Source organism: Niabella beijingensis, assembly GCF_020034665.1.
Lineage (GTDB): Bacteria > Bacteroidota > Bacteroidia > Chitinophagales > Chitinophagaceae > Niabella > Niabella beijingensis.
This window is the reverse complement of the sequence record NZ_JAIQDI010000001.1, coordinates 176,070-202,229: the sequence shown is the minus strand read 5'-3', so window position 1 is coordinate 202,229 and position 26,160 is coordinate 176,070. Positions and strand designations below refer to the sequence as shown.

Below are 26,160 nucleotides of genomic sequence, written 5' to 3'. Positions count from 1 at the left end.
GCTTCCAGCCATTATTAAAGACCGGGATCAATAAGCGCATACGGTACACGAATGGCCTTCGGCCGGTAATAGTCGGGGTTCATGCGTCCGTTCTCACAGGTATTGACACAACTGTCGTACCCGTTTATGCAATAAGTGATCAGCAGCTCGTTATTGTCACTGAACTGTGGATGTGCGTTGGCGATGTAAAAGAACGGATGATGCCCTTCCAGCGTGTCGTCCACTTCCCAGACCACATGCCGGTTTGTAAAGGGACCATAGGGCTGATCGCTTACAGACACAAAGATCTCCTTTCCCTGATCGCATCCCACGCTTAAAGCCGTAGTGATTAAAATGTATTTCTTGCCGATCTTACATACATTGAAACTGGCAGTGAATTCCGAGTGGATGGGATGCGCTTCCCCGCTGCTCCTGCTCCATCCGGTACCATCGAAATATTCCCGGGAATGAACAACAGCGCCGGCCTTAAAGCGGGCGACAAAAAGATCATTGCCCATACCATTACTCTTGATGCCATACACATAGCAGGTGTCATTAAGACCCTTTACTACTGCGCTGGTAAAAACAATACCATTTGATGGCGGAAGCAGCCTGTAATCCACATGGGAGAAATTATCTTTACGGATAACAGCCACATAACCGGAATCCACATTTTCAAACCCCCACATGCCTCCCGGGCCCGTTTTGTGCAATCGCCCGAGGAAAATATAAACAGAGTCGCCATGCGCATAACCACTGCCCGGCCAGAACCAGTAATGAGGGTCATGGCCCAATGAAAAATAAGAGGGCGGAGTGGCAGTACCGGTATAGGTTATGGTACGCATGGGATACCGCTGATCCATTGTAAATACGGCATTCCTTACCTGGAAGAGACAGGGTGTTGTTTGGGTACTGGAGTCAAAATCGTTGATGTGGCTGTCGCCAAAGGTCCACAGGGACTGCCCGTTTCCCAGTGGGATGGAATAGGCCCCATCTCCGGCGATCCAGCCGGATGTCTTCTGAAAGTAAGAAGTGAACAGGTGATCCTTCCTGGCTGCAGGGGCTTGTTGTGCCTGGCAGGAACAACAGCACAAGAGGATCCCGCTAAAGATCCCGGCGGTGATATGTGATAAAAATCTCATGGTATTGCGGAAGATGCTGGCGTATCGTTATAAAGATAAATTATTTCCCATGAACCGTAAGCGCCTTCTGCTGTATAACGATGCAGGAGCGTGGTTTTTGCCTCTTCGGTGCCGGATGAAAAAAAGTATTCTCAAAAGGCAGGAATGATATTTCCAACGATTAATTTTATAGAAAATTTTAATCTATGCCTATCAGAATGACAGATGATCCCAATAGCGGGGATAATGACTTTAATGATGACAGCGGCGGTGGCGGTGGCCGTGGCCCCGGTGGTGGTGGCAGTGGCTTATTTGGTCTGCTGCCTTTATTGCTGGGCCTGTTCCGCGGAAAGGGTATTATTCTGCTGGTAGTGATCGCTGCAGCCGTTTATTTTCTGGGTGGACGTGGTGGCTGCAGTAATATCGGGGGGCTTAGTGATGCGGCAAAGCAGCTTTTCTCGCAAAGCGGTTACAGTTATAATCCCAACGAATTCAATAAAGCGAAGATCTATGAAGGGCTGGAGGACAACAGCGGAAAGAATCCGTTGCCGGAGGCGGTTTCCCTGCTGCGTTTTGCGCCGAAGCGGGGCGATCAGGGGCAGCAGGGGAGTTGTGTGGCCTGGAGCAGTGCTTATGCAGCACAAACCATTCTTACTTCAGCCGCAACGGGGCAGGATCCCAATTCCATTGCCTTTAGTCCCTCGTACCTGTACAATCAGATCCGGCTGGGCAGCGATTGCCAGGGCTCTTATATACAAAGGGCTATGGAGGCCATGAAGGCAAACGGCGGTGTTGCATTGCGTAATTACCCCTACAACGACCAGGATTGCAGCAGAACACCCGATGGTGCTGTTATACAGGAAGGACGGCAGCATACCATTCATGGATTTACGCGACTGACCCAGGGCGACAACCTGAACCAGATCAGCGTGCGGGCGGTAAAGGAACACCTTGCCAAAGATGCCCCCGTGGTAATAGGGATGATGGTGGGGCAGAGCTTTATGCAGGATATGATGGGCCGGGACCTGTGGCAGCCGCAGGGAATGGACCAGTCGCAGGTAGGTATGGGCGGTCACGCCATGTGCGTGATCGGGTATGACGACCGGAAATACGGGGGTGCCTTCCAGATCATGAACAGCTGGACGCCGCAGTGGGGAACCAACGGCATCGCCTGGGTGCGCTACGGCGATTTTAAGAGCTATGTGCGGGAAGCTTATGGTATTGATCCCCTGCCCAAAAATGCCAATGTAGCGGCCATGCCGCTGGAATGCAATGTAGGACTGGTAGATAACAGCACCAAACAATATATTAAATTAAAAACAGCCGGCACAAATGCTTTTCAGACGGCTGCTCCTATAAAGATCGGTACCCGGTTCAAGATGGAAGTAAAAAACACAACAGAGTGCTATATCTATATTTTCGGGCAAGAAACCAATGGCAGCAGCTACGTGCTGTTCCCTTATCTGAAACCCGGGCAGGCGGTTTCCAAACACTCGCCCTATTGTGGCATCACCGGTTACCGCCTGTTTCCGAAATCAGAATCCATGGAAGCCGATAATCAGGGCACCAGGGATCAGATTGCAATTGTAGCCAGTAAAAAAGAACTGGATTATAACAAGGTCAATGATGCCATTACCGCCAGTGCGCAAGCTACTTATGCGGGGAAGGTGAATGAAGCACTGAAAAGCCTGCTGGCGCCCGGTGCCAGCTATAACAGCACATCCGATGGCCGCATTTATTTAAAAGCGACGGTCAATCCCGGCCAGGCAATAGCTACCATAGTCGCTTTTGACAAAGTGCCGTAAAAAGCAATAAAAGAACAAAATGGTTTCCCGGGGCGGTGGCCCGGCAGGGAGCCCCTTTTTTTGTTCCGGAACTGCAGGACGGCTCTTATAGAACGCCGGTGCTTTCCCGCATTACCAGCATATAGTTCAGGTCTGTCATGGGCGCATCGGTAAACCCGAGTGCTCTTCCAATGGTTACCAGTTGTCCGCGGTGATAGGTGCTGTGATTGAACAGGTGCTGAAGATAGATATAACGGGGGGAAGCGCAGCTGAACCATTCATTGATGATCTCTATCGTTGCTTCCAGTTCTTCCTCCGTGTAGGAGCAAACCAGCTCTTCCAGTTCTTCCGATTGACGCACGAGCGCTCCGAAAACCTCAATGCCGCTGGGGTCTTCATCAAAATGCCGGGTATGGGCGGGAGGCGTCCGGGTAATGATGGAGTGCCAGTACTCCTCCGTGGCCAGTATATGATTGGCCGTTTTTACAAGACTGCTGAAGCTGGAAGGAATTGCTGTATACCAGGTCTGCTCCGGCTTTGAGCGGATATAGTCAATGAGGGTTCTGTTGGCCCAGGCATTGTAACGGGCATACTCGCTGATTAAATTTTTTAAGCTCATGGTATTCTTACTTTAATACCTCAAAGCTAAAAAGGGCCTGTGACAGCCTAATGTCAGGAGGTTTTCAGGAACCGGATTTTTAATTGAAAGCGATAAACCCGTTGTTGGCGTGACCGGAGAACTGCGCAATCGGTTGCTTTACCGGCGTACTGTTTTTATTGATAAATTACATATAGAAACGGTGAAACGATTGTGACGGCGAACAGCAGCCTTGTTTTTTAATCTCAATAAATACACTTATGAACCCTCAAAAAAAAATGATCGCTTTGTCTTTGCTGGGACTGAGCCTGATGTCCTGTCAGAAAACAACTTTTCAGGGTGAGCCGGAAAACGGTACGCTTGCAAGGGCCGTTACACCTACCTCAAATGCAGCACCTTCCATGCACCTGATCCAGCAATTCGGGTCTCAGTCGGTACTGAAAATGCAAAAGATCAAAGTAGTGCAGACCGCTTACGCGGAGTACTTTGAAGTGAACAGTTTTACAGGCGGCTATGCAGGTCTGCAACACACTATTGACAGTGCATCTGCAGGAGGCAGTACTTCAAAAACGCTGATCGCGTCCTTGTGGGATCCCAATACCGCGGGCGGCATTCATGCCTATGCGTCCTACAGGGGCACCAACACGGTTTACAGCCGGTTTGGTGGTGAAGGAGATGGTGCCAAAACGGTAAATCCGTACGGCTGGAAAATAAACAGCTGGTATAATATCGCGCACCGTTCATGGAAATCGGGCGACAGTATTTTTATCGCCACTTTTATACAGGACCTGTCAACCGGAAAATGGTTTCACACTTCCACACTTTCCGCACCGGGAACATCGGAAGCCCTGGGCAATTATAATGATTCCTTCCTGGAAGACTGGGTAGGCAATGACGACCGGATGGACGGCCGGTTCCCGCGGAAAGCATTCTTTAAAGATTGCTGGGCATTAACGGCGTCCGGGACCTGGCAAAAGCCCTCCGGCCGGTATGTAAGCATTAATACCAGCAGTGCCGACTCAGCGCGTAATGGTATTTATAACAATAGTTTTGATGCAGGGTATAATAATACGGAAGATGCCTTTTATATGGCCCACGGGGCGGGAGTTACACCCTCTTCGATCTTTAACGGAACACGTTCCGCAAACCTGCCGGCACAGACGGGGCAGGGTACAGCACCTTCCGTTACTGCGGTGGTCACCGATTCGCTGACCGCCTATTATTCCGGAAATAAAATAGAGATCAACTGGGTGAATAATACCGCCACCGGTCCGCAGCTCTCAAGCAGGATCGAAGTATTGAACGCGTCCGGAACCGTTATAAAATCCGTACAGGATACGATTCCCCAGAAACGGAAGGCCTCTATATCCCAGTTGCTGAGCGATGGTACTTATACCATTCGTGTTACTGTGACGGATATCTTTAATAATACCGGAAGTCCTGTGGCATATCCCCTGGTCGTTAACGGGGGCACCAGTATAAAACCCAATGCAGTCTATGAATTAAAACCGGCCAGCGCACCCGGAAGGAACCTGGATGTGGACTATTCCGGTACCGCCAGCGGATCCAATGTGTCGGTATATACGGATACAAACGGCAACAATCAGCGCTGGCGCATTGCTTACACCGGAAACGGCTATTTCAGATTAACGCCGCTGCATGCCCCGGGCCAGTCACTGGATGTTTATGCCGGGTCTTCCGTGTCGGGCACCAATGTAGAAATATATGCCAGTCACAGCGGTGCGGCCCAGCAATGGAAATTTCTCAGCCTGGGTTCGGGATATTACCGGCTGCAGCCGGGTTGCGGACCACTGCTGAGTCTTGGTACAGCCGCCGCTACGGATACAAACGGCAATGTAAATGTGACAACAGACACCGGAGCCGGCACCCAGAAATGGATGCTGACCTATGTTTCTGATTAAGGATAATGGCCGTTTGGGAACGGGCGCAGCCAGATGTCTTTTTTGATGACTATTCTTCTTCATCGTAACCCAGCAAATTCAGGTCTACCGACTCCAGTCCGCTGATGCCGTCGATGGATCCCCGGATATGCGTGGCGTTGAGCAGCACTTTCTCCAGTTGTTTTTCACGGGCCTTCCAAAGACGCTCCATGGCGTCACGCTCACGTTGGATGGAGACCTTCATGCTCAGAAAACCCTCCCGGATGGCCTTCCATTGTTCGGCAAATTCGGGGCTGGTAAGATAGGAGTAAAGCAGGTTCATTTTATCCCCCTTATTTTCCTGGCTTTTGGAGCTATTGAACACCTTTATGATCCCGTCGCGGAGCACGCTGGCCAGCGCCCTGGCTTCACTGAAATTGCAGATCCAGACACCTTCTTTCTCACCAAAGCGCTCCATATCCTTCGGGTAGCGTCGTGTTACCAGTACGGCCACATCTGCACCCTGGCTACGCATATCGGCTTTCAGCTTTTCGATCCAGTCGCCGCCGAAGTTCTCCGCCCTTTTGCTTTCCCAGATGATCTTGCCGCATTCCATACCCAGGTTGTTGCGGACGATCTGTATCGAATCCGCGCCCCGTACGCCTTTGCCTACTTCTGTGATCAGGTCGAAAGGAAATGCGGTGGTGAGCATTTCTTCCAGGGCCAGCTCCTGGCTTTCGCCCTGCAATTGCATGGAGCCCTGTTCCGCCTTGCGCTGCATTTCTGCAGCCAGTTTTTTCTGTTGTTCCAGCTGGGTCTCCAGTTCTTTTAGCTTTAACTGGTATTCGCTTTCCTTAAGTGCCGCTTTTTCATTTTCGATCCGCCGTAATTCCTCCGCCAGCCTTTCGCGTTCCTCATTGAGTTTTTTCTGGACCGTGATCTCGAGTTCGGCCTCCCGTGTTTTAAACTCCTGCTCCATCCGCAGAAAGGCCGCTTCCTTTTGCCGTGCCAGTTTCAGTTTCTCTTCATTTTCCTCGTTGGCCTTCTGAAGCGAGCCAATACGGTTTTCAAAATCGTTGCTGATGCTTTTACGCAATTGCTCTTCCAGTTGCTGTTGCAGGAGTCGTTTTTCATTGTCGAGCTTCTGCTGCCATTGTTCATTTACCTTGGATGCTTCGGTTTCCGCTACTTTTTTGAGTTGTGCGATCTCGTCGTCCTTATTTTTTTTATAATCCTGCATTTGTTTGCGCAGGGTGTCCTTTTCTTTTTCGATCACCTCTTTTAACTCATCCGTCAATGCCGCTTCCAGCGGGAATTCATGAAAACATTTGGGACATTTTATTTTTGTAGGCATAATTTTCTCATTCTGTCGACCAAACTTACAAAAAAAAACCACGCTGGTTTCCCAGTGTGGTTTTTTAGTTAAACGGATTCCTTTTGACTAAGCTTCTTGCTTTTCAGCTTCGGTCACTGTATTTCTGGTGCCCAGCAGTTCCCTGCTTGTAGCAACCCAAACATAAGTATTGTTTTTTACCGAAGGCGCAACAAAAGCTTGCGGGGGAGTAGGTGTAACTGTTGTGTCTTCTTTTTTATCTGTGTCTGTTTGTGTGGAATCAGTAGCCACAACGGTGGAGTCTGTTTTTGTACTGTCTACCTGAGCAAATGCACTTCCGGTGATTACTGTTGCTGCCAATGCCAACATTACTGTTTTTGTAGTTCTTTTCATGATTAAAATTTTAATAAAAAGTATAAATAAAAAAGGTTTACTTACTTGTTTAAAAACGTAGAAAAGTAGTTGTTGTTATACAGGAGTTGTTAAGAAATAATATCAAAAATCTTAAAACGTTTTCGGCTGTAAGCCAATCCTGCACACGGTTTAAAGGCTGATATCAATAAGATATAAAGAGCTTTTCCAAGTATTTTTCTAATTAGTAACAATGCGAATACTGATTAGTAACATGCAAATACAATACCACTAGTGGCCAAAAAATAAAAAGAAAATGTTAATGTGCAAATGCAACAGCTAACTGACTGGCATCAAAAAAAATAGATATAGGGATAAAGTGGCAAGGGTTTCATCAGAGTTTCCAGTCAACGATCTCGTTCTCCCATTCCCGGCGGTAAGGAGTGGTGATACGGATATAATTATCCGTATAGCCTTCCATCATACCATTCTTATTATGGTTTTCAAACAACACGTTGCGGGTTTGTCCGGCATGCTGCTGCTCGAAATACTGCATCTTCATATAAGAAAGGTTACGTAGTGTTTTGTTCCGCTCATTCCTGATGGATACGGGAACAACAGGTCCAAGGGTGAGCGCATGGGTATTGGGGCGTTCGGAATAGGTAAAGACATGAAAATAAGAAACTTCAAGTTCGTGAAGGAAATCACAGGTTTCTTTAAAATGCTGTTCGGTTTCACCGGGAAAACCCACGATCACATCCACACCGATACAGCAATGGGGCATCAGGGTCTTTATCAGCCCCACCCGTTCGGCATACAGCTCTCTTTTGTACCTTCTGCGCATGGCGCCAAGAATGGCATTGCTGCCGCTTTGCAGCGGGATGTGGAAATGCGGCATGAACCGGTTGCTGCTGGCAACAAATTCAATGATCTCATTGCTTAAGAGGTTGGGCTCGATAGAAGAGATCCGGAAACGTTCAATGCCTTCTATATGATCCAGTTCCTGTATCAGCCGGTAAAAATTCTCCGGCCGCCCGCTAATGGCGGCAGCTGCAGCTCCATCCGGCCCTTTACCGAAGTCGCCGAGGTTGATCCCGGTAAGTACGATCTCTTTCGCACCGGCAGCAGCGAGTGACCGGGCATCGTTGATGACCGCATCTATCGTAGCGCTGCGGCTTTTGCCCCTTGCCATGGGTATGGTACAAAAAGCACAGGTGTAATCACACCCGTCCTGAACCTTCAGGAAGGTCCGGGTCCGGTCATTGATCGAGTAGGAGCTGTGAAAACCGGTAACCGCTTCAATATCACAGCTGCAGATCTTTGCCGCATCATTTTTTGAAAGCTCTTTGATGTGTTTTACGATATTGAATTTCTCTGCAGCACCCAATACCAGATCCACGCCCGGTATGGTGGCGATCTCTTTGGGTTTCAGCTGGGCATAACAACCGGTGATGACAACCACGCTCTCGGGCGCTTTACGCTGGATCCGCCGCACCAGCTGACGGCATTCCTTGTCGGCATTATCCGTTACCGAGCAGGTGTTGATCACGTATACGTCTGCAACGTCGGTAAACTCTTTTTTTTCGAAACCCTCCTGCTCCATCAGACGGGAAAGCGATGAGGTTTCAGAATAGTTGAGTTTACAACCAAGTGTGTGAAATGCCACTGATTTTGAACGTTGCATAAGGGCTGCAAAATTACGGAAAAAACCTGAAGCGGTGTTTTTTGACAAATGTTGAGAAATAACAGTGTTTGATGTTGCATAACCATTTATTTTTGAGAGCCTAAGCAATATGTTGCGCGTACTTTATACCTGTTATGCAGCGGTGATCTTCCTGGTAGTGATGCTGCTTATTTTTCCGCTCTGCGTTATTGCGGCCTTTTTCGGCCGGATAAGGGGCGGGAACATCATTTACGGACTCTGCACCATCTGGGCTGATCTTTGGTTTGCCCTTACTTTCATCCGTGTAAAACGGTTTTATGATGCGCCGTTTGATACCGGAAAAAAATACATACTTATCGCCAATCATATATCCTACCTGGATATTCCTGTAATGGTAAAAGTGTTCAGAAAACCCATGCGGGCGCTGGGAAAGAAAGAAATGGGAAAGATACCCCTGTTCGGCTTTATCTATAAACGTGCCATCGTAACGGTAGACCGCAATTCAACGGAAGGCAGGGCACGGAGTATCCGGATATTGCGTTCAGTCATCCAAAAGGGGATCTCTATTTTTGTTTTTCCCGAAGGGACTTTTAATGAAACCAATCAACCGTTAAAGGCGTTTTATAACGGGGCGTTCCGGCTGGCATTGGAAACCAATACGCCGATACGACCGGTATTGTTCCTGGACACCTACGACCGCATGCCTTATACGCGGCCTTTTTCGCTCAATCCCGGAAAGTGTCGGGTGATATTTATGGAGGAGGTGCCGGTGGAGGGCTGGTCTGTCAAAGATCATGAAAAATTAAAGCAACAGGTTTTTTCACTGATGGAACAACGGCTGGAGGCCTCCGGTGCTTCCTGGATAAAACACGAGAAGGAGAACCAATGAGTAATGAAATACCATATATAGAGGGCGCCGGAACAGCAGATTTTGCTGAAGTGGTAATTCCGCTGGCATTGCCGCTGAACTATACCTGGTCGCTGCCTGCGCATCTGAAAGATGCAGTGGCAGTGGGGTGCAGGGTGGAAGTAAACCTGGGGAAGTCCAAAAAATATGCAGGAGTGGTGAAGAAGATCCACCAGACACCTCCCGAATTCTTTGAGGCCAAAGAGGTGGTCAATGTGCTGGATGCGGAACCTGTTGTTTTTGAAGAACAGCTGAAACTGTGGGAATGGATGGCCCGTTATTATATGTGTACAGAGGGCGAAGTGATGGCGGCTGCGTTGCCCGCGCATTTTAAGCTGAGCAGCGAAACCATACTTGTGTTTAACGAAGAGGCGGGAGATGATTTTACAGACCTGGATAACGAAGCGTTCCTGGTGGCGGAGGCGTTATTGCTGCGAAAGGAATTGCAGCTGGCTGAAGTGCAGCAGATCCTGGACAGCAATCATGTCTACCCCGTGGTCAACCGGCTGATCCAGAGCAGGATCTGCTATGTCTGGGAATCTTTAAAAGAGCGGTACCGGCCCAAAACGGAAACCTATGTAGCGTTGCATCCTGATTATAATAATGACAAGGCGCTGGAGCAGTTGCTGAATAGCGATGCACGACTGCAGCGCGCTGAAAAGCAACTGGAGCTGTTGCTGGGGTATCTTCATTTTCAACGGACAGAGGGAGAGATCACCAAACAGGGGCTCCTGAAAAAAACAGGAGCCAGCGAGGCTCAGCTTAAAGGGCTTGCGGATAAAGGCATTCTGTTGCTGGAAAAGCGGTCGGTCGACCGGATCCGGCTGCTGCCCAAAGATATACAGCTCAATTTTGAATTGTCGGCCGCACAGGCCACGGCTTTGGATTCGATCCGGGAAGCACTGCGGGAAAAAGAGGTCTGCCTGTTACATGGGGTTACTTCCAGCGGGAAAACGGAGATCTATATTCATTTGATAGAGGAACAGCTACGCAAAGGAAAGCAGGTCCTTTATATGCTGCCGGAAATTGCGCTGACTTCGCAGACTATCCGGAGATTGCAACGCCATTTCGGAGGGCATATCGGTGTATACCATTCGCGGTTCTCGCAGAATGAACGCGTGGAGATCTGGAATAAGGTAAAGGACGGATCGCTCAAGATCGTTTTAGGTGCCCGGTCCTCCCTGTTCCTGCCATTCAGGGAGCTGGGACTGATCGTGTGTGATGAAGAACACGATACCTCCTACAAGCAGATGGAGCCGGCTCCGCGGTATCATGCGCGGGATGCAGCTATTTATTTTTCTTCCCTTTTTTCCGGATGTAAGGTGGTGCTGGGAAGCGCCACGCCTTCTTTTGAATCGTACAGCAACGCCCTGAATGAGAAATACGGGCTGGTGACCCTGACGGAGCGGTTTGGTAATATCCAGCTTCCGCAGATAGCATTGACCGATACCCGAAAGTACCGTAAGAAAGAGTATGCCGATACGATCATCTTCCCCCCGCTTGCAGAGGCCGTTCAACAAGTGCTGGAACAAAAAAAGCAGGTCATTCTTTTTCAGAACCGGAGGGGCTATACCCCTTACCAGCGCTGCAACACCTGCGGATGGGTGCCGCAGTGTAAATATTGCGATGTATCGCTGAACTATCATAAATTTTATAATAAGCTGGTTTGTCATTATTGCGGAACCAGTTACCCGCCCATGGTGACCTGCCCCAGCTGTGGCGGTCATGATTTTGTCCAGAAACAATTCGGGACGGAACGGGTGGAAGAGGCCCTGCAGGAATTGTTTCCACAGGCCCGGGTGGCCCGCATGGATATTGATGCCGTTCGCGGCAAACATGCCCATGACCAGCTGATACAGGCGTTTGAACAACAGAAACTGGATATACTTGTGGGCACGCAGATGGTGGTAAAGGGGCTGGATTTTGAGCATGTTGCCCTGGTGGGTATCGTGGATGCAGACGGCATCCTTTCCTTTGCCGATTTCCGGGTGAACGAACGGGCATTTCAGCTGATGGAGCAGGTGAGCGGCCGGGCCGGCAGAAAACATGGGGCCGGAAGGGTGCTGGTACAAACCACCCAGCCCGAACATCCGGTATTGTTGCAGGTGCAGCAACATAATTACCGCGCTTTATTTGACGATGAGCTGATGAAACGGGAGCAATTCGGTTACCCGCCCTATACCCGGCTGATCCGGCTGACATTTAAGAACAAGATCCGCGATGTGGTGCGGGATGCAGCGGCCTGGTTCTCATCAGCACTGCAAAACCGGTATGCTTCGTATCTCGTGGGACCATCGGAACCCCTGATCAATAAAGTACGCAACCAGCACCTGATGGAACTGTTGTTAAAACTGCCGCGGAACAGCCGGCTGATCGAACAATGTAAAAAGGATATCCTGCACCAGGTAGCTGTGCTGCACCAGGAGAAACGGTATAAGTCGGTGGTGGTGCTTCCTGATGTGGATGTGTTGTAACCTTGCCGGAGACCAGGCATCATACAAAAAAAATCCCCGAAACAGATCGGGGACAATTGGTCTTGGTTTATGACTGAGATCCTTAATTCACTTTTACCATAAATACATAATCCTGGATCTTTTTTGCCTGCTGGGTGCGGTTGAGATTGGCAATCGAGGACCTGGTATTCAATTTTATATTCTGAATGGAGGAGTCGGTCTTTTCTTTTCCTCTCACTTCATTGAGCACATTATACAGGTTTCTTGAACGTATAAAGAATGCCACACCTTCCTGGTCTTTCTGCCGGCCATTTAAAATACCGATCACATCGCCTTCATTGTTCAGGATAGGGCTGCCGCTGTTGCCACGGTTGGCGGCAATTTCGATCTGACAGCTCAGCGTGTCGCCATTGAATCCGGTTTTAGCGCTCAGGTATCCCTGGTTGTAAACAATATCTTCCCGGGGATATCCCAATGTGAATACCGGTTCCGCCAGGTCGGCCATTTTACGTGTAAATCCGTAGGGCACAGGAGGCAGGGGTTTAAAATCCTTGTCTGTTATTTTCAGCAGGGCAATATCCCTTACCGGGTCAAGGTAGACTACTTTGGCAAAATATTCGGTACCTGTTGAACTGGCCACTGCAATATTTTGTGCATTCTGGATCACATGAGCGTTGGTAACCAGCAGCCCCTTGCTGTCGATAATGAACCCGGTACCGCCGGAACTGTAGGTGATCTCCGGTGTTTTTACTTCTGTGGTCTGATTATTTTTAAGAAGATTGATCTGCTCGGCCTGCTGGCGGGAAGTGGTCTTTAAGGTATTGATACTCCGGTTTAACAGGTCTAGTTTGGCACTCTGCGTTTTTGGGGTAACCGACCAAAGTATTGCCGAAACCAGCAAGGCGGTAAGCCCGGCAATGGAAGCTGCAATGGAAGCCACTCTTTTATAGCGGTTGTACAGGTACACCAGTTTGGCTTTGCCCTTCAGGGCAGGTGAATCAATTTTTCCCTGGGTGGCGAGATTTGTATGGATCTCATTTAAAGAGGCCTGGAATTTCTGCCATTCATTGTAACGGTTCATCCGCTGCATGAACAATGTATGGGTTACCACCATCTGATCAATCTCGGCATCGGCCTTCCTTAAATTTTCGAAATGTAAGCGCTCATCCGGGCTCATCTCACCTGAGATGTACCGTTCCACCGCCTCCGTCAACATTATGTTGTCATGCTCGTGCATTATAAGACTACTTTTTATTATACTGAGAAAAGAATATTTTTTTCAACCGCATCAGGCATTTATATTTCTGTGTTTTAGCATTTTCGGCATTTGTGTAGCCAAAGGCTTCAGCAATATCCTGCATGCTTTTTTTCTGAAAATAAAATGCTTCCAGTAAACTTTTACAGGGCTCACCCAGGTGCTGGATTGAATGATGCATCAGATCATATTCCTGGTCTTTCTGCTCATGTGCTTCCAGATCTTCCTCCACTTTCACCATATTACCAGAATCATTCCATTCCTCGGTATACCGGTTCTGCTGTTGTAACTTCTTTAACCACAGTCGTTTGGCCACCGAGTACAGATAGGTTTTGATCTGGCAGTTCAATTCAAACGTGCCGGAGCGGGCCTTTTCAAATAATACCACCATCGCTTCCTGAAAAATATCCCGGGCATCGTCGGCAGTACCACTATTATTGACTACCAAAGCCTGAATGAGGTTGTAATGCTGTTTATATATTTCCTCGGTTGATTTCTTATCATTGCGCGCTAAACCCTTCAGTAGCAATATTTCCTGTTCTAAGATCGTCTCTTTCACGCTTTGTGCTATTTATAATACTTTTTTTTAAAAATAGTAACCCTTTGGGACTAAGAAAAACTTTTTTGAACCGGAGCGGGTTACCTTTCTTTAACTTTTGTATTAACCTAAAATTGTAAATAAAAATTTAAGATAATGAAAAAGTTGTTTATCGTTCTGGCAATCAGTTCTTTAGGTTTTGCGGCCTGTAACAGCGGCGCTGAAGGTGATAATAACGGCGACTCTACGGCGACAGCTCCTGTTGATACGGCATCTGTTACTCCTCCTCCTGCAGTAAGCACCGACACTATGGTGAACCTTGACACAAACAATGTGCCTCCGGTTGATACTGCAGCCAAGAAATAAGTCATTTATATTCGGCAATCAAATATAGCCATCCCCGGCAAGGCGGATGGCTTTTTTGTGCACTTAAAGGCCGGCCCCGGCATTGTCCCGCAAATGTCCTACCTTTGCGGCCTCATTTTATAAAAATATTTTAGTGGTTACATTTGAATCGTTGGGGATTGAAGAGGGTCTGCTTCAATCATTAGAAAAGATCGGGTTTAAAACACCAACCCCGATCCAGGAACAGGCAATACCCGTTCTGTTGCAGGGAACAAAAGATTTTATCGGGCTTGCACAAACAGGCACAGGTAAAACTGCGGCATTCGGTCTGCCCCTGTTACAACTGATCGACCGGTCTTTTCCTTCTCCGCAGGCATTGATCATTTGCCCTACACGGGAATTGTGTCTTCAAATAGCCAATGATCTGCAGGCCTTCCGTCAAAAGAATGCGAACATCGGGGTTACCGCTGTATACGGTGGTACCGCCATCAGCCAGCAGATCCGCGAAATCAAAAGAGGAACACATGTTGTAGTGGCAACACCCGGTCGTCTGATTGATTTAATCGAGCGCAAGGCCATCAACCTGGAAGATATTCATTATGTGGTGCTTGATGAAGCGGATGAAATGCTGAATATGGGTTTTAAGGATGATATTGAATTCATCTTAAAAGAAACCCCCAACCGGCAGAGCACCTGGTTGTTCAGCGCCACGATGCCCAAAGAGATCCGCCAGGTGAGTAAGCGGTATATGGAGAACCCCTTTGAAATTACAGTGGGGAAAGCGAATTCCGCCAACACCAATATTGCACATCAGTATTACCAGACACAGCATATCAACCGTTACGAAACATTAAAGCGTATTATTGATTTCAACCCGGGTATGTATGGTATCGTATTTACACGAACCAAAGCGGATGCCCAGCAGATCACCGAACAACTGATCCGTGAGGGATATGATATTGAGGCACTGCATGGCGATCTTACGCAGGCACAAAGAGATAAGGTAATGGCCCGTTTCCGCGAAAAATCGCTGGAACTGCTGATCGCTACGGATGTGGCAGCGCGTGGAATTGATGTGCAGGGGATCACCCATGTGATCAACTACGAACTTCCGGATGATACAGAAGTATATACTCACCGGAGCGGGCGGACGGGTCGCGCAGGTCTTAGTGGTATCTCCATTTCCATCGTAACACCGAAAGAAGTATACCGGTTGAGGCAGATTGAAAAACTGATCAATACAAAATTTAATAAGATCGATATCCCCTCCGGTAAGGATGTATGCCGCAAGCAATTTTTTCATTTTATCGATAAGATGCTGAAAGCAGATATCAGTCACGGAGAATATGAAGCCTATGTGCCGGTGCTGGAAGAAAAATTTGAGAACATCAGCAAGGAAGAAGTATTGCAACGCGTGGCAGCCCTTGAGTTTGACCGGTTCTTAAAGTATTACGAAAACTCTGCAGACCTGAACCTCCGGAACGACCGGGGCGGCGACGATCGCAGGGGTGCCCGCGGCCAGGAGCGCGGCGGCCGTTACAATTCCGGCAGCGGACAGTACCAGCGCCTGTTTGTGAACCTGGGTACCAAAGACGGTTTTTATAAGGCGAGTTTCCTGCAATTCATCCTGGATATGAGCCGTCTGAGTAAGGACAACCTGGGCCGTATCGATATGAAAGAGATGAACAGCTGGGTAGAAGTGGATGCAGCTTCCGCCCGAATCATGATAAAAGCACTGGACGGTAAGAATTACCGGGGCAGAAGGATCCGTATGAATGACGCGGAAAGCGGCGGCGGACGGAGAAAAGGATAGCTTCTTACGGTCGTGCACAAAAGTAAAAAGTGAGATGTATTGCGTCTCACTTTTTACTTTTATTTCACCACACATTCCAGGTTTACGGTAATGCTTGCTGTTTTGTTTTTAGAAGAGGTATTAAAAGCGCCGCCATAACTGTAATCCTCGTTACTGTTCTGACCAGTGATCTGGAAGATACCCATATTGGCCTTTACCACATTCCCCAGGGATCCTCCGGTGTTTTTAGCGATGGTCTCCGCACGTTTGCGGGCATCCTCGGCGGCCTTGGCCAGCAGGTCCAGTTTCAGATCAGCCAGCTTTGTATAGAAATAAAGCGGCTCCGGTGAGTTCAGTTCAATACCGGTTTCGATCAGTTCCGTGATCTCACGGGACAGCGCCTCCACTTTTGCAATTTCATTCGATTCCACTTTTACGGTTTGCGTAAGGTTGTACCCGTTAAAGGTAGTGGTAGTGGATTTTGTGGTTTCGTTATAATCGGAGCGGAACATCTTGTCGATTTTTACAGAAGAAAAGATCATCTGTTTTGGAGTAATACCTTTTCGGGTAAGATAATTTTTTATATTGGTCTCGTCCTGTTTTAGCTGCGCATAGGCGGCCTTAAGATCGAAGTCTGCCCGGCTGTAACTGCCGTTCCAGGCGACCAGGTCACTGGTAAAGTCTTTTTCGGCGCTGCCTGTAACCCGTATGGTTTGCCGTGTTTTGAATTTGTATTTATAAGCGCCGGCAACGATAAAGCCTGCCAGTACAATACAAATGCCGATAATTACCAGACCGATAAAGTTGCGGTTACCGGTGGTTGGGCCGGGTGCTGTGTTTTCCGTATTATTCATAGTTTGAATTTAACAAAAAAAAAGAAGAGTATCAAATGTATTCCTTTTTTTTATCAACAGGATCAATTTCGGATGATTCTAAAATAAAAATTAAACCGGGCTTGTGTATATTCCTGATTGTTAAGCGCTTTAATGCAGGCCCTGTTTTTTCACAAATAATTTACACCGCCGCTGTTATCCATTTTCCGTTTTCTGCGTCTTATTGGTAGAAAAATGAAAAGCGATGAAAAACCGAGTCATAAAATTTTTAGGAGTGGCTGCCGTGATCGTTTTTGTGCTGGCTGGTTGTGGCCCTTCTGCGCATGTGGAAACTTCCCGCAATGCCAATTTCAACAAATACCGGACGTTTGCCTGGGCGGAGAAAAAGGACCGCCGCGGACGCACGGGTGGAAGTACAATGATGGAGAATCAGATCAAAACGGCGATTTCGAGCCGCCTGGAATCCCGGATGGGGTGGCAGCAGGTATCCCGTAACCCGGATGTGGTATTGAGCTATGATGTACTGGTGGAGCGGGGTTCGCGCGTTGAATCAGATCCAAGGTACAGCTGGGGCGGATTCCGTACTTTTTACAATCCTTACAGCCGCCGTTTTTATAATGTTTATTATCCTTCACGATTTATGGGGTATGATAATTATGAAGTGCCTACAAAAGAAGGCACCATCACCGTTACGATGGTTGATGCGGATAACGACGAAACGGTAATGCAGGGCTGGGCTACGGATGAAGTGAACAGCCGGAGGATCTCGGCTAAGGAGATTGACCGGATCGTGGATGCGATCTTCAGAAAATGGGAATCTAGTACGCGCAATGCAGGAACAGACGGAAGAAGAAACGCTCCGCGTTATGGCGGACGTTAATGGACGATAGTAGTTTGGTTTGGTAGTTACAACGGGCCTCTGTTATTTTTAGCGGAGGCCCTTATTTTTTAAGCATTCCGTTTGAGGACTGATTGATAAAACCATTAAACAATTAAGGGATATCAAGGCTCTTTGTTCTTAATTCCTTAACGATTTAAAAAAGTGAATGTTGCAGGGCGGTCTGATGTGGCAGGAGCGATGGGAACCATTAAGCAATGAAGGGGCATTAAGTTTTTTTATTCTTAACTTCTTACTGGTTTAAAAAAAAACATAAGTGTTGCAGGGCGGTCTGATGTGGCAGGAGTGATGGGAACCATTAAGCGATTAAGGGGCATTAAGTTTTTTTATTCTTAACTTCTTAATGGTTTAAAAAAAAACATAAGTGTTGCAGGGCGGTCTGATGTGGCAGGAGCGATGGGAACCATTAAGCAATGAAGGGGCATTAAGTTTTTTTATTCTTAACTTCTTACTGGTTTAAAAAAAATACCATAAGTGTTGCAGGGCTGTCTGATGTGGCGGGAGTGATGGGAACCATTAAGCGATTAAGGGGCATTAAGTTTTTTTATTCTTAACTTCTTAATGGTTAAAAAAAAACATAAGTGTTGCAGGGCGGTCTGATGTGGCAGGAGCGATGGGAACCATTAAGCAATGAAGGGGCATTAAGTTTTTTTATTCTTAACTTCTTACTGGTTTAAAAAAAACACCATAAGTGTTGCAGAGCGGTCTGATGTAGTAGGAGCGATGGGAAACATTAAGCGATTAAGGGGCATTAAGTTTTTTTATTCTTAACTTCTTAATGGTTTAAAAAAAATACCATAAGTGTTGCAGAGCGGCCCGGTACAGAAATTATTAAGCTGTACACAAAACGGCGGTTCTTAATGTTTCTTAATCCCTTAATGTTTTATACTCTTACTGTTCTTCCCTTTCCTGCAGCAACCGGTCGAGATCCAGTTCCCTCGTATACATTTCAAGACTGCCATCAGGATGCTGCGGCCAGTTTTCTTTTGGCCGGTCCCAGTAAAGTTCCACGCCATTTCCGTCCGGGTCGTCGAGGTACAGTGCCTCAGACACTCCATGATCCGCGGCGCCGGTCAATGGATAATTGTTTTCAATCAGCCGGTGAAGAATGTTGGCCAGATCTTTTCTTGTAGGATAAAGGATGGCGGTATGAAAAAGTCCGGGTGCTTTTACCGGGGCCGGCGGAGCACCCTTGCTGTACCAGGTATTCAATCCGATATGATGATGGTAGCCGCCTGCAGAAATGAACACAGCCTGATCGCCATAGCGCGTGGTGATTTCAAATCCCAGTAAGCCGCAATAGAAATCAACGGAGCGCCGGAGATCGGATACTTTTAGATGTACATGCCCGATCCGGGTAGCCGCGGGAATTTTATAGTCCATTGTTTGTTTAATATACGATGGATAAAAATTAAAAAAGGCGGTATCAAAAGCCGCTATTCATATATTGTCCTGAGCCCGCCGGGATCGAATGACAACACATGGTAAACGTACTTTCGGGACCGCCCCCGTATCTCAGGTCATTCAGGCCTCCCAAACAAGCGCGCTGGCGCCCAGTATGGCGGCATCGGCTTCTTTGAGTTCGCTGAATACCAGTTTTACTTTATTCTGGAAGATGGGTAGCAGGTTCTTTTCCATATGCTCCCTGGTAGGTTTCATGATATATTCCCCCGCTTTGATTACGCCGCCAAAGAGGATGATGGCTTCCGGAGAGGAAAACATGATAAAATTCGCCAGGGCCTCTCCCAGGATCTGACCGGTATAGCGGAACACTTCAATAGCGGTTTCATCGCCTTTCTCCGCCATTTCAAATACGGCCAGCGAATCGAGCTTTTCCTCCGGTACTTCATTCAGTTTGGAATGAATATTTTCTGCCCTCAGTTTTTTTGCAGTAATGGTGATGCCGGTAGCAGAACAATAAGCTTCCAGGGAGCCATCTGCCCCGGTGCTCCAGTGCTTGCGGCCGCCGGGGCGCACAATAATATGTCCCAGTTCGCCGGCAAATCCATCGTGCCCGTAAAGCATCAGACCATTCGCCACAATACCGCTGCCCACGCCTGTTCCCAGGGTGATCATGATGAAGTCTTTCATTCCTCTTGCTGCGCCATACATCATTTCTCCCATGGCGGCTGCATTGGCATCATTGGTAAGTGTGGCGGGAACGCCGAATTTTTCGCTTACCAGTTTGGCAATAGGGATAATCCCTTTCCAATGGAGGTTAGGTGCATATTCAATGGTGCCTGTATAATAATTACCATTAGGGGCGCCCAAACCGATGCCTTTAAGGCCATATCCGCTTTGCCGCTCAATGAGGGGCTTCATGGCATCGTACAACGCATTGATAAAACCTTCTATAGTTGGATAATCATCCGTTTTTAGTTCACCTTTTTCCAGGATCTCACCACGGTGGTTCACAATGCCGTATTTGGTATTGGTGCCTCCTATATCAATCCCAATCGCTAAATCATTAGACAAGTCTAAAAGTCCCATATCATTTTTCAATTTATTACATACTTAGTGCCCGCCGCCGGAAGTTTTTACATCGTAGTCGATGCCTTGTTGTTTCAGGGCGGCCTTTGCTTTTATTGCGTAGAAGGCAAGATAAGCAAAGCAAGCCACACCAACAAAGTAAGAATATTGAATGCCCAAATGTTCGGGTGCCGCCAGCCAGCCCTGTAGCAGGCTGACAAAACCGCCACCCATGATCATAAGGATGAGAAGGCTGGAACCTTTGTTGGTAAATCTGCCCAATCCGGCAATCGAGAGGGTGAAGATACAGGGCCAGAGGGTAGAGCAAAACAGCCCCACGCTGATGAAGGCATACACGCTGATCATTTTATCGGAAAAAATTCCGACCAGCAGGGCCAGTATACCCATACAGCTGAATATGAGAAGCTGGCGGGCCGGGTTTCCTTTGCTTAAAATATCACAAACGATCAGGCCGACAATGAGGATGGCATATACATAAAAAGGTGTGACATCATGGTTGGCTATTTTATTTACAAGCAGGAAGACCCCGAAGGCGATGTACGGCATCAGAAAGCGCAAAATGCTTTTTGCACCCTGAGAGAGGTTAAAGGCGCCCACGGATCCGGTCCAGCGGCCGATCATCAGGCTGGCCCAGTAAAGCGATACAAAAGGAGCGATCTTGTCGGTAGGGGTTTGCAGGTGCTCTTTCATAAACTCCGGCAGATTGGCCGCCGTGCTCACCTCAACTCCTACATATAAGAAGATCGCGATCATACCCAGCACAAGCTGGGGATAGGCCATTACCGAATGGCGGCTCTGCGGAAGTTCTTTTTGCTGGGGCTTGCCCAGCTCTAATGCATCGGCACCTTCCGGTTCTGCAGCTTCCAGGTCGATCTTATTGGGCACCGAAGATACCCTGAAGATAATGGCGACAATTACAAATGCCAGTCCCAGTACGAGGTACGGCACTTTGATGCTCTGGATGTCGGCGCTGGCACTGGAGGCTGTAACGGATCCGAAGATCGCGAAGCTGACCACAAGCGGGCCGATGGTGGTGCCAAAATTATTGATGCCGCCGGCCAGGCTCAGGCGCTGGGAACCCAGCTTCGGATCTCCCATGATAATTGCCAGCGGGTTGGCTGCGGTCTGTTGTAATGAAAACCCCAGGCCTACAATAAAGAGTCCTATAATAAATAAGGTAAAGGATTCCTGCTCGGCGGCGGGATAAAACATGAGTGTGCCCAATGCTGAAATGATCAGCCCCAGCGAAATGCCGTTCTTGTAGCCGATCTTTTGCAGGAGGTCTTTTCTGATGGCACTGCTGATCAGCAGGAAGATCAGTGATCCTACGGTATAAGCCACATAAAAGGCAAAAGAAACCATCTGCGACTGAACCTGTGTTAAATGAAGCTTTTCTTTAAAAACCGGGATCAATATATCATTACTGGCAGCAACAAAACCCCAAAAAAAGAACACGATGATCAGTGTTCCGAATTGTGACCACTTGGTCGTTTGATTACTCATGTCAATCGTTTGTTTTTTATCAGGAAGTAAATGTAAATAGTTATCATCTAAATAAAAATTTTAATTCTTTCCGTTTCAATTTATATTTTCATTTGTAAATATTGCTTACATTAGTAACGGAAGAAATCAGTATTATGGAAATAATTCATGTATCGGCAGAGTGCTATCCCATGGCCAAAGCCGGAGGATTGGGAGATGTTGTGGGAGCGTTGCCGAAGTATCAGAATGAACTGGGCCATATCGCCAAAGTAGTGATGCCGATGTACCGCACAAAGTTTTTATATCAGAACGAATGGGAACTGGTACATGAGGGCGGGCAGGCGCTGGGAAATGAATGGTTCAAATACAGTGTGATCAAGGAAAAAACCAATAAGCTGGGATTTGATCTTTACCTGGTAGATATCAACGGTAAACTGGACCGCGAACGCATCTATGGTTATGAAGACGACACAGAACGCTTTATTGCTTTTCAGCTGGCGGTTTGCGACTGGATCGGCCGCTGGCAACACCGTCCGGATATCATTCACTGTCATGATCATCATACCGGGCTGATCCCGTTCATGGCACGTCATGCCTATGCCTTCCGTTACCAGCTGGGTAATGTGCCTACCGTATTTACGGTGCACAACGGCGAATACCAGGGGCAGTTCAGCTGGGACAAACATTACTACCTGCCGGCCTATGATTCGTGGAACTGGGGATTGCTGGACTGGAACAATGCCATAAACCCCATGGCCGCAGCCATTAAATGCGCCTGGAAAGTAACGACGGTAAGTCCCAGCTATATGGATGAACTGAAGCATTCAGCAAACGGACTGGAAAATCTTTTTGAATATGAAAAAGGAAAGAGCATCGGTATCATTAATGGTATCGATACCGCGGTCTGGAACCCGCAGACGGATGGGTTTATTGCAAAAAACTACGACGATGAACAGGTGATCCAGGGGAAGGAAAAGAATAAAAAAGAATTATCGGCGCAGTTCGGACTGGATCCTGAAAAACCGCTGATCACTTTTATCGGAAGACTGGTGGGAGAGAAGGCTGCCGACCTGTTGCCGGATGCGATCGGTCAATCCATTTACCAGTACCAGGGCAAGGCCAATTTCCTGGTGCTGGGTTCCGGTGATCCTGAAATAGAGAATCAGCTGGACCAGATGAAACGCCGGTTCAAAGGTTATTTTAATGCGTATATCGGCTATAATGAAGGGCTGAGCCACCTGCTGTATGCCGGCTCCGATTTCCTGCTGATGCCCAGCCGGGTGGAGCCCTGCGGACTGAACCAGTTGTATGCACTGCGTTACGGAACGGTTCCGATGGTACGGAACATCGGCGGGCTGAAGGATACGGTGGTGGACTATGGCGACCAGGGCGGATTTGGTATTAAAATGGAGCAGTCCAGCGTGGGCGATATAGCGTATTCCGTAGGGCGCGCGATCGATCTTTATTCGAATAAACAGGATCTTTACGATGCCATGCGCACCAGGATCATGACCATTGACCATGGCTGGGATATGTCGGCAAAGCAATACCTCCAGCTCTACGAATCCCTTCGGCCCAAGCAATAAAATAATAATACCGGGTTTTATTGATTCCTGATTATATTTATAACGCCAAGCAATTTTAAACTATTATATATGTCCATTTCAAATCAGATTATCGCCATGATCTTGGGAGGAGGAGCGGGATCCAGATTGGCGCCGTTAACCAGCACCCGGTCGAAGCCGGCCGTACCCATTGCGGGGAAATACCGGCTGGTAGACATACCGATTTCCAACTGCATCAATTCAGAGATCCACCGGATGTTTGTATTGACCCAGTTTAACTCCGCTTCCCTGAACAGGCATATAAAGAATACGTATCGTTTCAGTGCTTTCAGTACCGCTTTTGTAGATATACTTGCTGCCGAGCAAACCCCCGATAACCCGACCTGGTTCCAGGGTACGGCGGATGCGGTACGCCAGAGTTTCCGGCACCTGGCACCTTTTCACAGCGATTATGTACTGATTCTTTCCGGCGATCAGCTGTATCAGATGGACTTTAACAAGATGCTGCAGCATCATAAAGAGACCGGCGCGGAAATTTCCATTGCAACCATACCCGTGGGAGAACGGGAGGCTCCTGAATTCGGGATCCTGAAGACGGATGAAAACCACTACATCACCTCGTTTATAGAGAAGCCGTCAAAAGACATACTGGGCGACTGGGAAAGTGATACAGGTGCTGCGATGCAGCAGAAGGGGAGGAACTACCTGGCTTCCATGGGGATCTATATATTCAACCGGAAACTGCTCGAATCCCTGTTGCTGAAGAAACATCCGGAGGCCACTGATTTTGGAAAAGAGATCATACCTGCCTCCATCAGCGAATACAAAGTGGCCAGTTTCCAGTATGAAGGCTACTGGACCGATATCGGTAATATCTATTCGTTCTTTGAAGCCAACCTGGAGCTGACCTCCGACATACCGGAATTCAATTTATTTGATAATACCAAAGCGATCTTTACACGTCCGCGGATGCTGCCACCCGCCAAGATCAGCGGCACCACACTCGAAAAAACGGTGATCGCCGAAGGATGCATTATCAATGCTTCCCGTATTGAGCACAGCGTGGTGGGTATTCGCTCCCGCATCGGGTATGGTTCCACGATCGCCAGCTGTTATATAATGGGCAGTGATTTTTACGAGACCATCGAAGATCTGAGCCGGGATCAGAACAAAGGGATACCTCCTATTGGTATCGGGAAACGGTGCTACCTGCGGAATTGTATCATTGATAAGAACTGCCGGATCGGCGACGATGTGCGGCTGAACGGGGGAACACACCTGGAAAATACCGATCACGAACTGTATACCGTAAAGGACGGCATCATTGTGGTAAAAAAAGGAGCAGTGCTTCCCAATGGATTTGTTGTCTGAACGGAAAACGGCGGCAGGAACCCATAACCAGTAATTGCAACCATTACCATCCTATAAAATGCTCTAAACTGGTTGAACGACCAGTTTTTTTGAAAATAATTTTTAATGTGTATTAAATACATATTAAATTTGCTGCTTAAACGCTTGCTATGTCTGTAATATCAACCGCTTCCAAGCCGAAATTATCCCTGGTGCAGATCATTAATATGAGCATGGGCTTTTTGGGTATCCAGATGGCCTTTGGCTTACAAAACGGGAATGCCAGCCGCATACTGGCCAATTTCGGGGCGGATGTGCACCAGTTGTCCTGGTTCTGGCTCGTAGCGCCGCTAACCGGATTGATCGTACAGCCCATTATCGGGCACCTGGGGGATCATACCTGGACCGTTCTGGGAAGACGGAAACCTTATTTCCTGATCGGTGCCGTTTTCTGTGCCCTGGGGCTGGTGTTTCTGCCGAATGCGGCCAGTGTCACCACATTTATCGGTGCTAATGTTTTGCTGCTTGCCGTGCTGTTCCTCACATTAATGGATGCATCGGTCAATGTATCCATGGAACCCTTCCGGGCGCTGGTAGGCGATATGCTGCCAAAGGAACAGGGGACCCTGGGCTTTAGTGTACAGACCATCCTGATAGGGATTGGCGCAGTTATCGGCTCTACATTGCCCTCATTACTTACAAAGATGGGCGTATCCAATGTGGCGCCTGAAGGGTATGTGCCCCAAAATGTCATCTATTCTTTTTATGCAGGCGCCCTGATATTATTGATAACGATCCTTTATACCATTTTCACAACCCGGGAATATGATCCGGATACTTTTAAAAAGTTTGCGGGTCAGGACAGGGCTGCTGCAACGCCACCCCGCTGGCGGGATATTTTCAGGGATATGACCACCATTCCCCCGGCCATGTGGCAGCTGGGAAAAGTGCAATTCTTCAGCTGGTTTGCGCTATTTACCATGTGGGTATTCACTACCAGTGCAGTGGCCACCCACCATTTTGGTTTAAGCCCGGATGACACCCATTCTGCAGCTTTTAACAGGGCCGGTGATTTTGTGGGCAACCTGTTCGGCCTCTATAACCTGTTCGCCATCCCTTTTGCATTTTTGCTGATACCACTGGCAAAAAAAATAGGAAAAAAACAAACCCATGCGGTAGCGCTGCTGGCGGGCGGGATCGGGTTGCTGTTGTTATATTTTATAAAAAATACCGGTTATCTGTGGATCAGTATGGTGGGGATCGGTTTTGCCTGGGCCAGTATCCTGGCAATGCCTTACGCGATGCTTATTGAAACCATTCCACAGCATAAAATGGGGGTCTATATGGGCATTTTCAATTTTTTTATTGTGATCCCGCAGATCGTAAATGGCATTATCGGAGGTCCTGTTGTAAGCCATTTAATGGGAAAACAGGCGATCTATTATCTTATGATTGGAGGTGTATTGATGGTGTTGGGAGCCATAAGTGTGCTGCGCACCCGTATCAGCGATCCTCAAAATACCGCCATTTAAAACTGTTGCAC

At 47.9% G+C, this 26,160-nt stretch carries 21 protein-coding genes; 10 read left to right on the top strand and 11 right to left on the bottom strand.

Going from position 1 to position 26,160, the window contains the following annotated elements; genetic code table 11:
* Positions 1-14 precede the first annotated feature (14 nt).
* On the bottom strand, positions 15-1,121 hold the full coding sequence (locus K7B07_RS00760) for a hypothetical protein (RefSeq protein WP_223706557.1): 1,107 nt from the start codon (positions 1,119-1,121) through the stop codon (positions 15-17).
* Positions 1,122-1,306: 185 nt separating this feature from the next.
* Between K7B07_RS00760 and K7B07_RS00755 the strand changes: the two genes are divergently transcribed.
* Positions 1,307-2,905, top strand: a complete 1,599-nt coding sequence (locus K7B07_RS00755) for a C1 family peptidase (protein WP_223706555.1) — start codon at positions 1,307-1,309, stop codon at positions 2,903-2,905.
* Between the two features lie 85 nt (positions 2,906-2,990).
* Here the strand turns inward: K7B07_RS00755 and K7B07_RS00750 are convergent, their stop codons facing one another.
* A complete protein-coding gene (locus K7B07_RS00750; RefSeq protein WP_223706553.1) occupies positions 2,991-3,503 on the bottom strand; it encodes a DinB family protein in 513 nt (170 codons plus the stop codon).
* 239 nt (positions 3,504-3,742) lie between these two features.
* On the opposite strand from K7B07_RS00750, the gene K7B07_RS00745 reads away from it, so the two are divergent.
* A complete protein-coding gene (locus tag K7B07_RS00745) occupies positions 3,743-5,404 on the top strand; it encodes a DUF3472 domain-containing protein (RefSeq protein ID WP_223706551.1) in 1,662 nt (553 codons plus the stop codon).
* A 49-nt stretch (positions 5,405-5,453) separates the two neighbouring features.
* On the opposite strand, the gene K7B07_RS00740 is transcribed toward K7B07_RS00745, so the two are convergent.
* The 3 genes from K7B07_RS00740 to mtaB form a co-directional block, all read right to left on the bottom strand.
* The gene (locus K7B07_RS00740; RefSeq protein WP_223706550.1) at positions 5,454-6,716 is read right to left on the bottom strand and encodes a DUF2130 domain-containing protein; all 1,263 of its coding nucleotides are present in this window, start codon (positions 6,714-6,716) and stop codon (positions 5,454-5,456) included.
* Positions 6,717-6,803: 87 nt separating this feature from the next.
* The gene (locus tag K7B07_RS00735) at positions 6,804-7,088 is read right to left on the bottom strand and encodes a hypothetical protein (RefSeq protein WP_223706548.1); all 285 of its coding nucleotides are present in this window, start codon (positions 7,086-7,088) and stop codon (positions 6,804-6,806) included.
* Between the two features lie 352 nt (positions 7,089-7,440).
* Positions 7,441-8,730 carry a tRNA (N(6)-L-threonylcarbamoyladenosine(37)-C(2))-methylthiotransferase MtaB gene (mtaB, locus tag K7B07_RS00730; protein WP_223706547.1) on the bottom strand — a complete coding sequence of 430 codons (1,290 nt, stop codon included), beginning with the start codon at positions 8,728-8,730 and terminating at the stop codon, positions 7,441-7,443.
* A 109-nt stretch (positions 8,731-8,839) separates the two neighbouring features.
* Here mtaB and K7B07_RS00725 point away from each other — a divergent pair, with 109 nt between their 5' ends.
* On the top strand, positions 8,840-9,598 hold the full coding sequence (locus K7B07_RS00725) for a lysophospholipid acyltransferase family protein (protein WP_223706545.1): 759 nt from the start codon (positions 8,840-8,842) through the stop codon (positions 9,596-9,598).
* Positions 9,595-12,090: a replication restart helicase PriA gene (gene priA, locus K7B07_RS00720; protein ID WP_223706544.1), complete on the top strand. Its 2,496-nt coding sequence runs from the start codon at positions 9,595-9,597 to the stop codon at positions 12,088-12,090. Before K7B07_RS00725 ends, priA begins: the two co-directional genes overlap by 4 nt.
* Positions 12,091-12,172: 82 nt before the next feature.
* Here priA and K7B07_RS00715 read toward each other — a convergent pair whose 3' ends face one another.
* A complete protein-coding gene (locus K7B07_RS00715) occupies positions 12,173-13,306 on the bottom strand; it encodes a S1C family serine protease (RefSeq protein WP_223706543.1) in 1,134 nt (377 codons plus the stop codon).
* Between the two features lie 7 nt (positions 13,307-13,313).
* Positions 13,314-13,883: an RNA polymerase sigma factor gene (locus tag K7B07_RS00710; RefSeq protein WP_223706541.1), complete on the bottom strand. Its 570-nt coding sequence runs from the start codon at positions 13,881-13,883 to the stop codon at positions 13,314-13,316.
* A gap of 135 nt (positions 13,884-14,018) precedes the next feature.
* On the opposite strand from K7B07_RS00710, the gene K7B07_RS00705 reads away from it, so the two are divergent.
* Both K7B07_RS00705 and K7B07_RS00700 read left to right on the top strand, forming a co-directional pair.
* Positions 14,019-14,228 (top strand): hypothetical protein, encoded by a 210-nt coding sequence (locus tag K7B07_RS00705; RefSeq protein ID WP_223706540.1) that lies wholly within the window; start codon positions 14,019-14,021, stop codon positions 14,226-14,228.
* 133 nt (positions 14,229-14,361) lie between these two features.
* The gene (locus K7B07_RS00700; protein ID WP_223706538.1) at positions 14,362-16,020 is read left to right on the top strand and encodes a DEAD/DEAH box helicase; all 1,659 of its coding nucleotides are present in this window, start codon (positions 14,362-14,364) and stop codon (positions 16,018-16,020) included.
* 59 nt (positions 16,021-16,079) lie between these two features.
* On the opposite strand, the gene K7B07_RS00695 is transcribed toward K7B07_RS00700, so the two are convergent.
* Complete coding sequence (locus K7B07_RS00695) at positions 16,080-16,853, bottom strand: SIMPL domain-containing protein (protein ID WP_223706536.1); 774 nt, start codon at positions 16,851-16,853, stop codon at positions 16,080-16,082.
* A gap of 223 nt (positions 16,854-17,076) precedes the next feature.
* Between K7B07_RS00695 and K7B07_RS00690 the strand changes: the two genes are divergently transcribed.
* Entirely contained in the window at positions 17,077-17,712 is a 636-nt protein-coding gene (locus K7B07_RS00690) for a DUF4136 domain-containing protein (protein ID WP_223706534.1), read from the top strand.
* Between the two features lie 909 nt (positions 17,713-18,621).
* On the opposite strand, the gene K7B07_RS00685 is transcribed toward K7B07_RS00690, so the two are convergent.
* The 3 genes from K7B07_RS00685 to K7B07_RS00675 form a co-directional block, all read right to left on the bottom strand.
* Positions 18,622-19,113, bottom strand: a complete 492-nt coding sequence (locus K7B07_RS00685) for a VOC family protein (protein WP_223706533.1) — start codon at positions 19,111-19,113, stop codon at positions 18,622-18,624.
* 141 nt (positions 19,114-19,254) lie between these two features.
* Positions 19,255-20,220, bottom strand: a complete 966-nt coding sequence (locus tag K7B07_RS00680; RefSeq protein ID WP_223706531.1) for an ROK family protein — start codon at positions 20,218-20,220, stop codon at positions 19,255-19,257.
* Between the two features lie 24 nt (positions 20,221-20,244).
* A complete protein-coding gene (locus K7B07_RS00675) occupies positions 20,245-21,723 on the bottom strand; it encodes an MFS transporter (RefSeq protein ID WP_223706529.1) in 1,479 nt (492 codons plus the stop codon).
* 134 nt (positions 21,724-21,857) lie between these two features.
* Between K7B07_RS00675 and K7B07_RS00670 the strand changes: the two genes are divergently transcribed.
* From K7B07_RS00670 to K7B07_RS00660, 3 genes are all read left to right on the top strand, one after another.
* Complete coding sequence (locus K7B07_RS00670; protein WP_223706528.1) at positions 21,858-23,288, top strand: glycogen synthase; 1,431 nt, start codon at positions 21,858-21,860, stop codon at positions 23,286-23,288.
* Between the two features lie 69 nt (positions 23,289-23,357).
* Positions 23,358-24,638: a glucose-1-phosphate adenylyltransferase gene (locus tag K7B07_RS00665; RefSeq protein ID WP_223706526.1), complete on the top strand. Its 1,281-nt coding sequence runs from the start codon at positions 23,358-23,360 to the stop codon at positions 24,636-24,638.
* Positions 24,639-24,787: 149 nt separating this feature from the next.
* Positions 24,788-26,149: an MFS transporter gene (locus K7B07_RS00660; RefSeq protein ID WP_223706525.1), complete on the top strand. Its 1,362-nt coding sequence runs from the start codon at positions 24,788-24,790 to the stop codon at positions 26,147-26,149.
* Positions 26,150-26,160 lie beyond the last annotated feature (11 nt).

Excerpts from the sequence above, each read along its gene's own strand:
- K7B07_RS00690 (WP_223706534.1), top strand. The coding sequence starts at position 17,077 with ATGAAAAACCGAGTCATAAAATTTTTAGGAGTGGCTGCCGTGATCGTT.
- K7B07_RS00745 (WP_223706551.1), top strand. The coding sequence starts at position 3,743 with ATGAACCCTCAAAAAAAAATGATCGCTTTGTCTTTGCTGGGACTGAGC.
- K7B07_RS00680 (WP_223706531.1), bottom strand. The coding sequence starts at position 20,220 with ATGGGACTTTTAGACTTGTCTAATGATTTAGCGATTGGGATTGATATA.
- K7B07_RS00740 (WP_223706550.1), bottom strand. The coding sequence starts at position 6,716 with ATGCCTACAAAAATAAAATGTCCCAAATGTTTTCATGAATTCCCGCTG.
- priA (WP_223706544.1), top strand. The coding sequence starts at position 9,595 with ATGAGTAATGAAATACCATATATAGAGGGCGCCGGAACAGCAGATTTT.
- K7B07_RS00760 (WP_223706557.1), bottom strand. The coding sequence starts at position 1,121 with ATGAGATTTTTATCACATATCACCGCCGGGATCTTTAGCGGGATCCTC.
- K7B07_RS00735 (WP_223706548.1), bottom strand. The coding sequence starts at position 7,088 with ATGAAAAGAACTACAAAAACAGTAATGTTGGCATTGGCAGCAACAGTA.
- K7B07_RS00705 (WP_223706540.1), top strand. The coding sequence starts at position 14,019 with ATGAAAAAGTTGTTTATCGTTCTGGCAATCAGTTCTTTAGGTTTTGCG.
- K7B07_RS00665 (WP_223706526.1), top strand. The coding sequence starts at position 23,358 with ATGTCCATTTCAAATCAGATTATCGCCATGATCTTGGGAGGAGGAGCG.
- K7B07_RS00660 (WP_223706525.1), top strand. The coding sequence starts at position 24,788 with ATGTCTGTAATATCAACCGCTTCCAAGCCGAAATTATCCCTGGTGCAG.
- K7B07_RS00670 (WP_223706528.1), top strand. The coding sequence starts at position 21,858 with ATGGAAATAATTCATGTATCGGCAGAGTGCTATCCCATGGCCAAAGCC.
- K7B07_RS00695 (WP_223706536.1), bottom strand. The coding sequence starts at position 16,853 with ATGAATAATACGGAAAACACAGCACCCGGCCCAACCACCGGTAACCGC.
- K7B07_RS00685 (WP_223706533.1), bottom strand. The coding sequence starts at position 19,113 with ATGGACTATAAAATTCCCGCGGCTACCCGGATCGGGCATGTACATCTA.
- mtaB (WP_223706547.1), bottom strand. The coding sequence starts at position 8,730 with ATGCAACGTTCAAAATCAGTGGCATTTCACACACTTGGTTGTAAACTC.
- K7B07_RS00675 (WP_223706529.1), bottom strand. The coding sequence starts at position 21,723 with ATGAGTAATCAAACGACCAAGTGGTCACAATTCGGAACACTGATCATC.
- K7B07_RS00715 (WP_223706543.1), bottom strand. The coding sequence starts at position 13,306 with ATGCACGAGCATGACAACATAATGTTGACGGAGGCGGTGGAACGGTAC.
- K7B07_RS00750 (WP_223706553.1), bottom strand. The coding sequence starts at position 3,503 with ATGAGCTTAAAAAATTTAATCAGCGAGTATGCCCGTTACAATGCCTGG.
- K7B07_RS00755 (WP_223706555.1), top strand. The coding sequence starts at position 1,307 with ATGCCTATCAGAATGACAGATGATCCCAATAGCGGGGATAATGACTTT.
- K7B07_RS00725 (WP_223706545.1), top strand. The coding sequence starts at position 8,840 with ATGTTGCGCGTACTTTATACCTGTTATGCAGCGGTGATCTTCCTGGTA.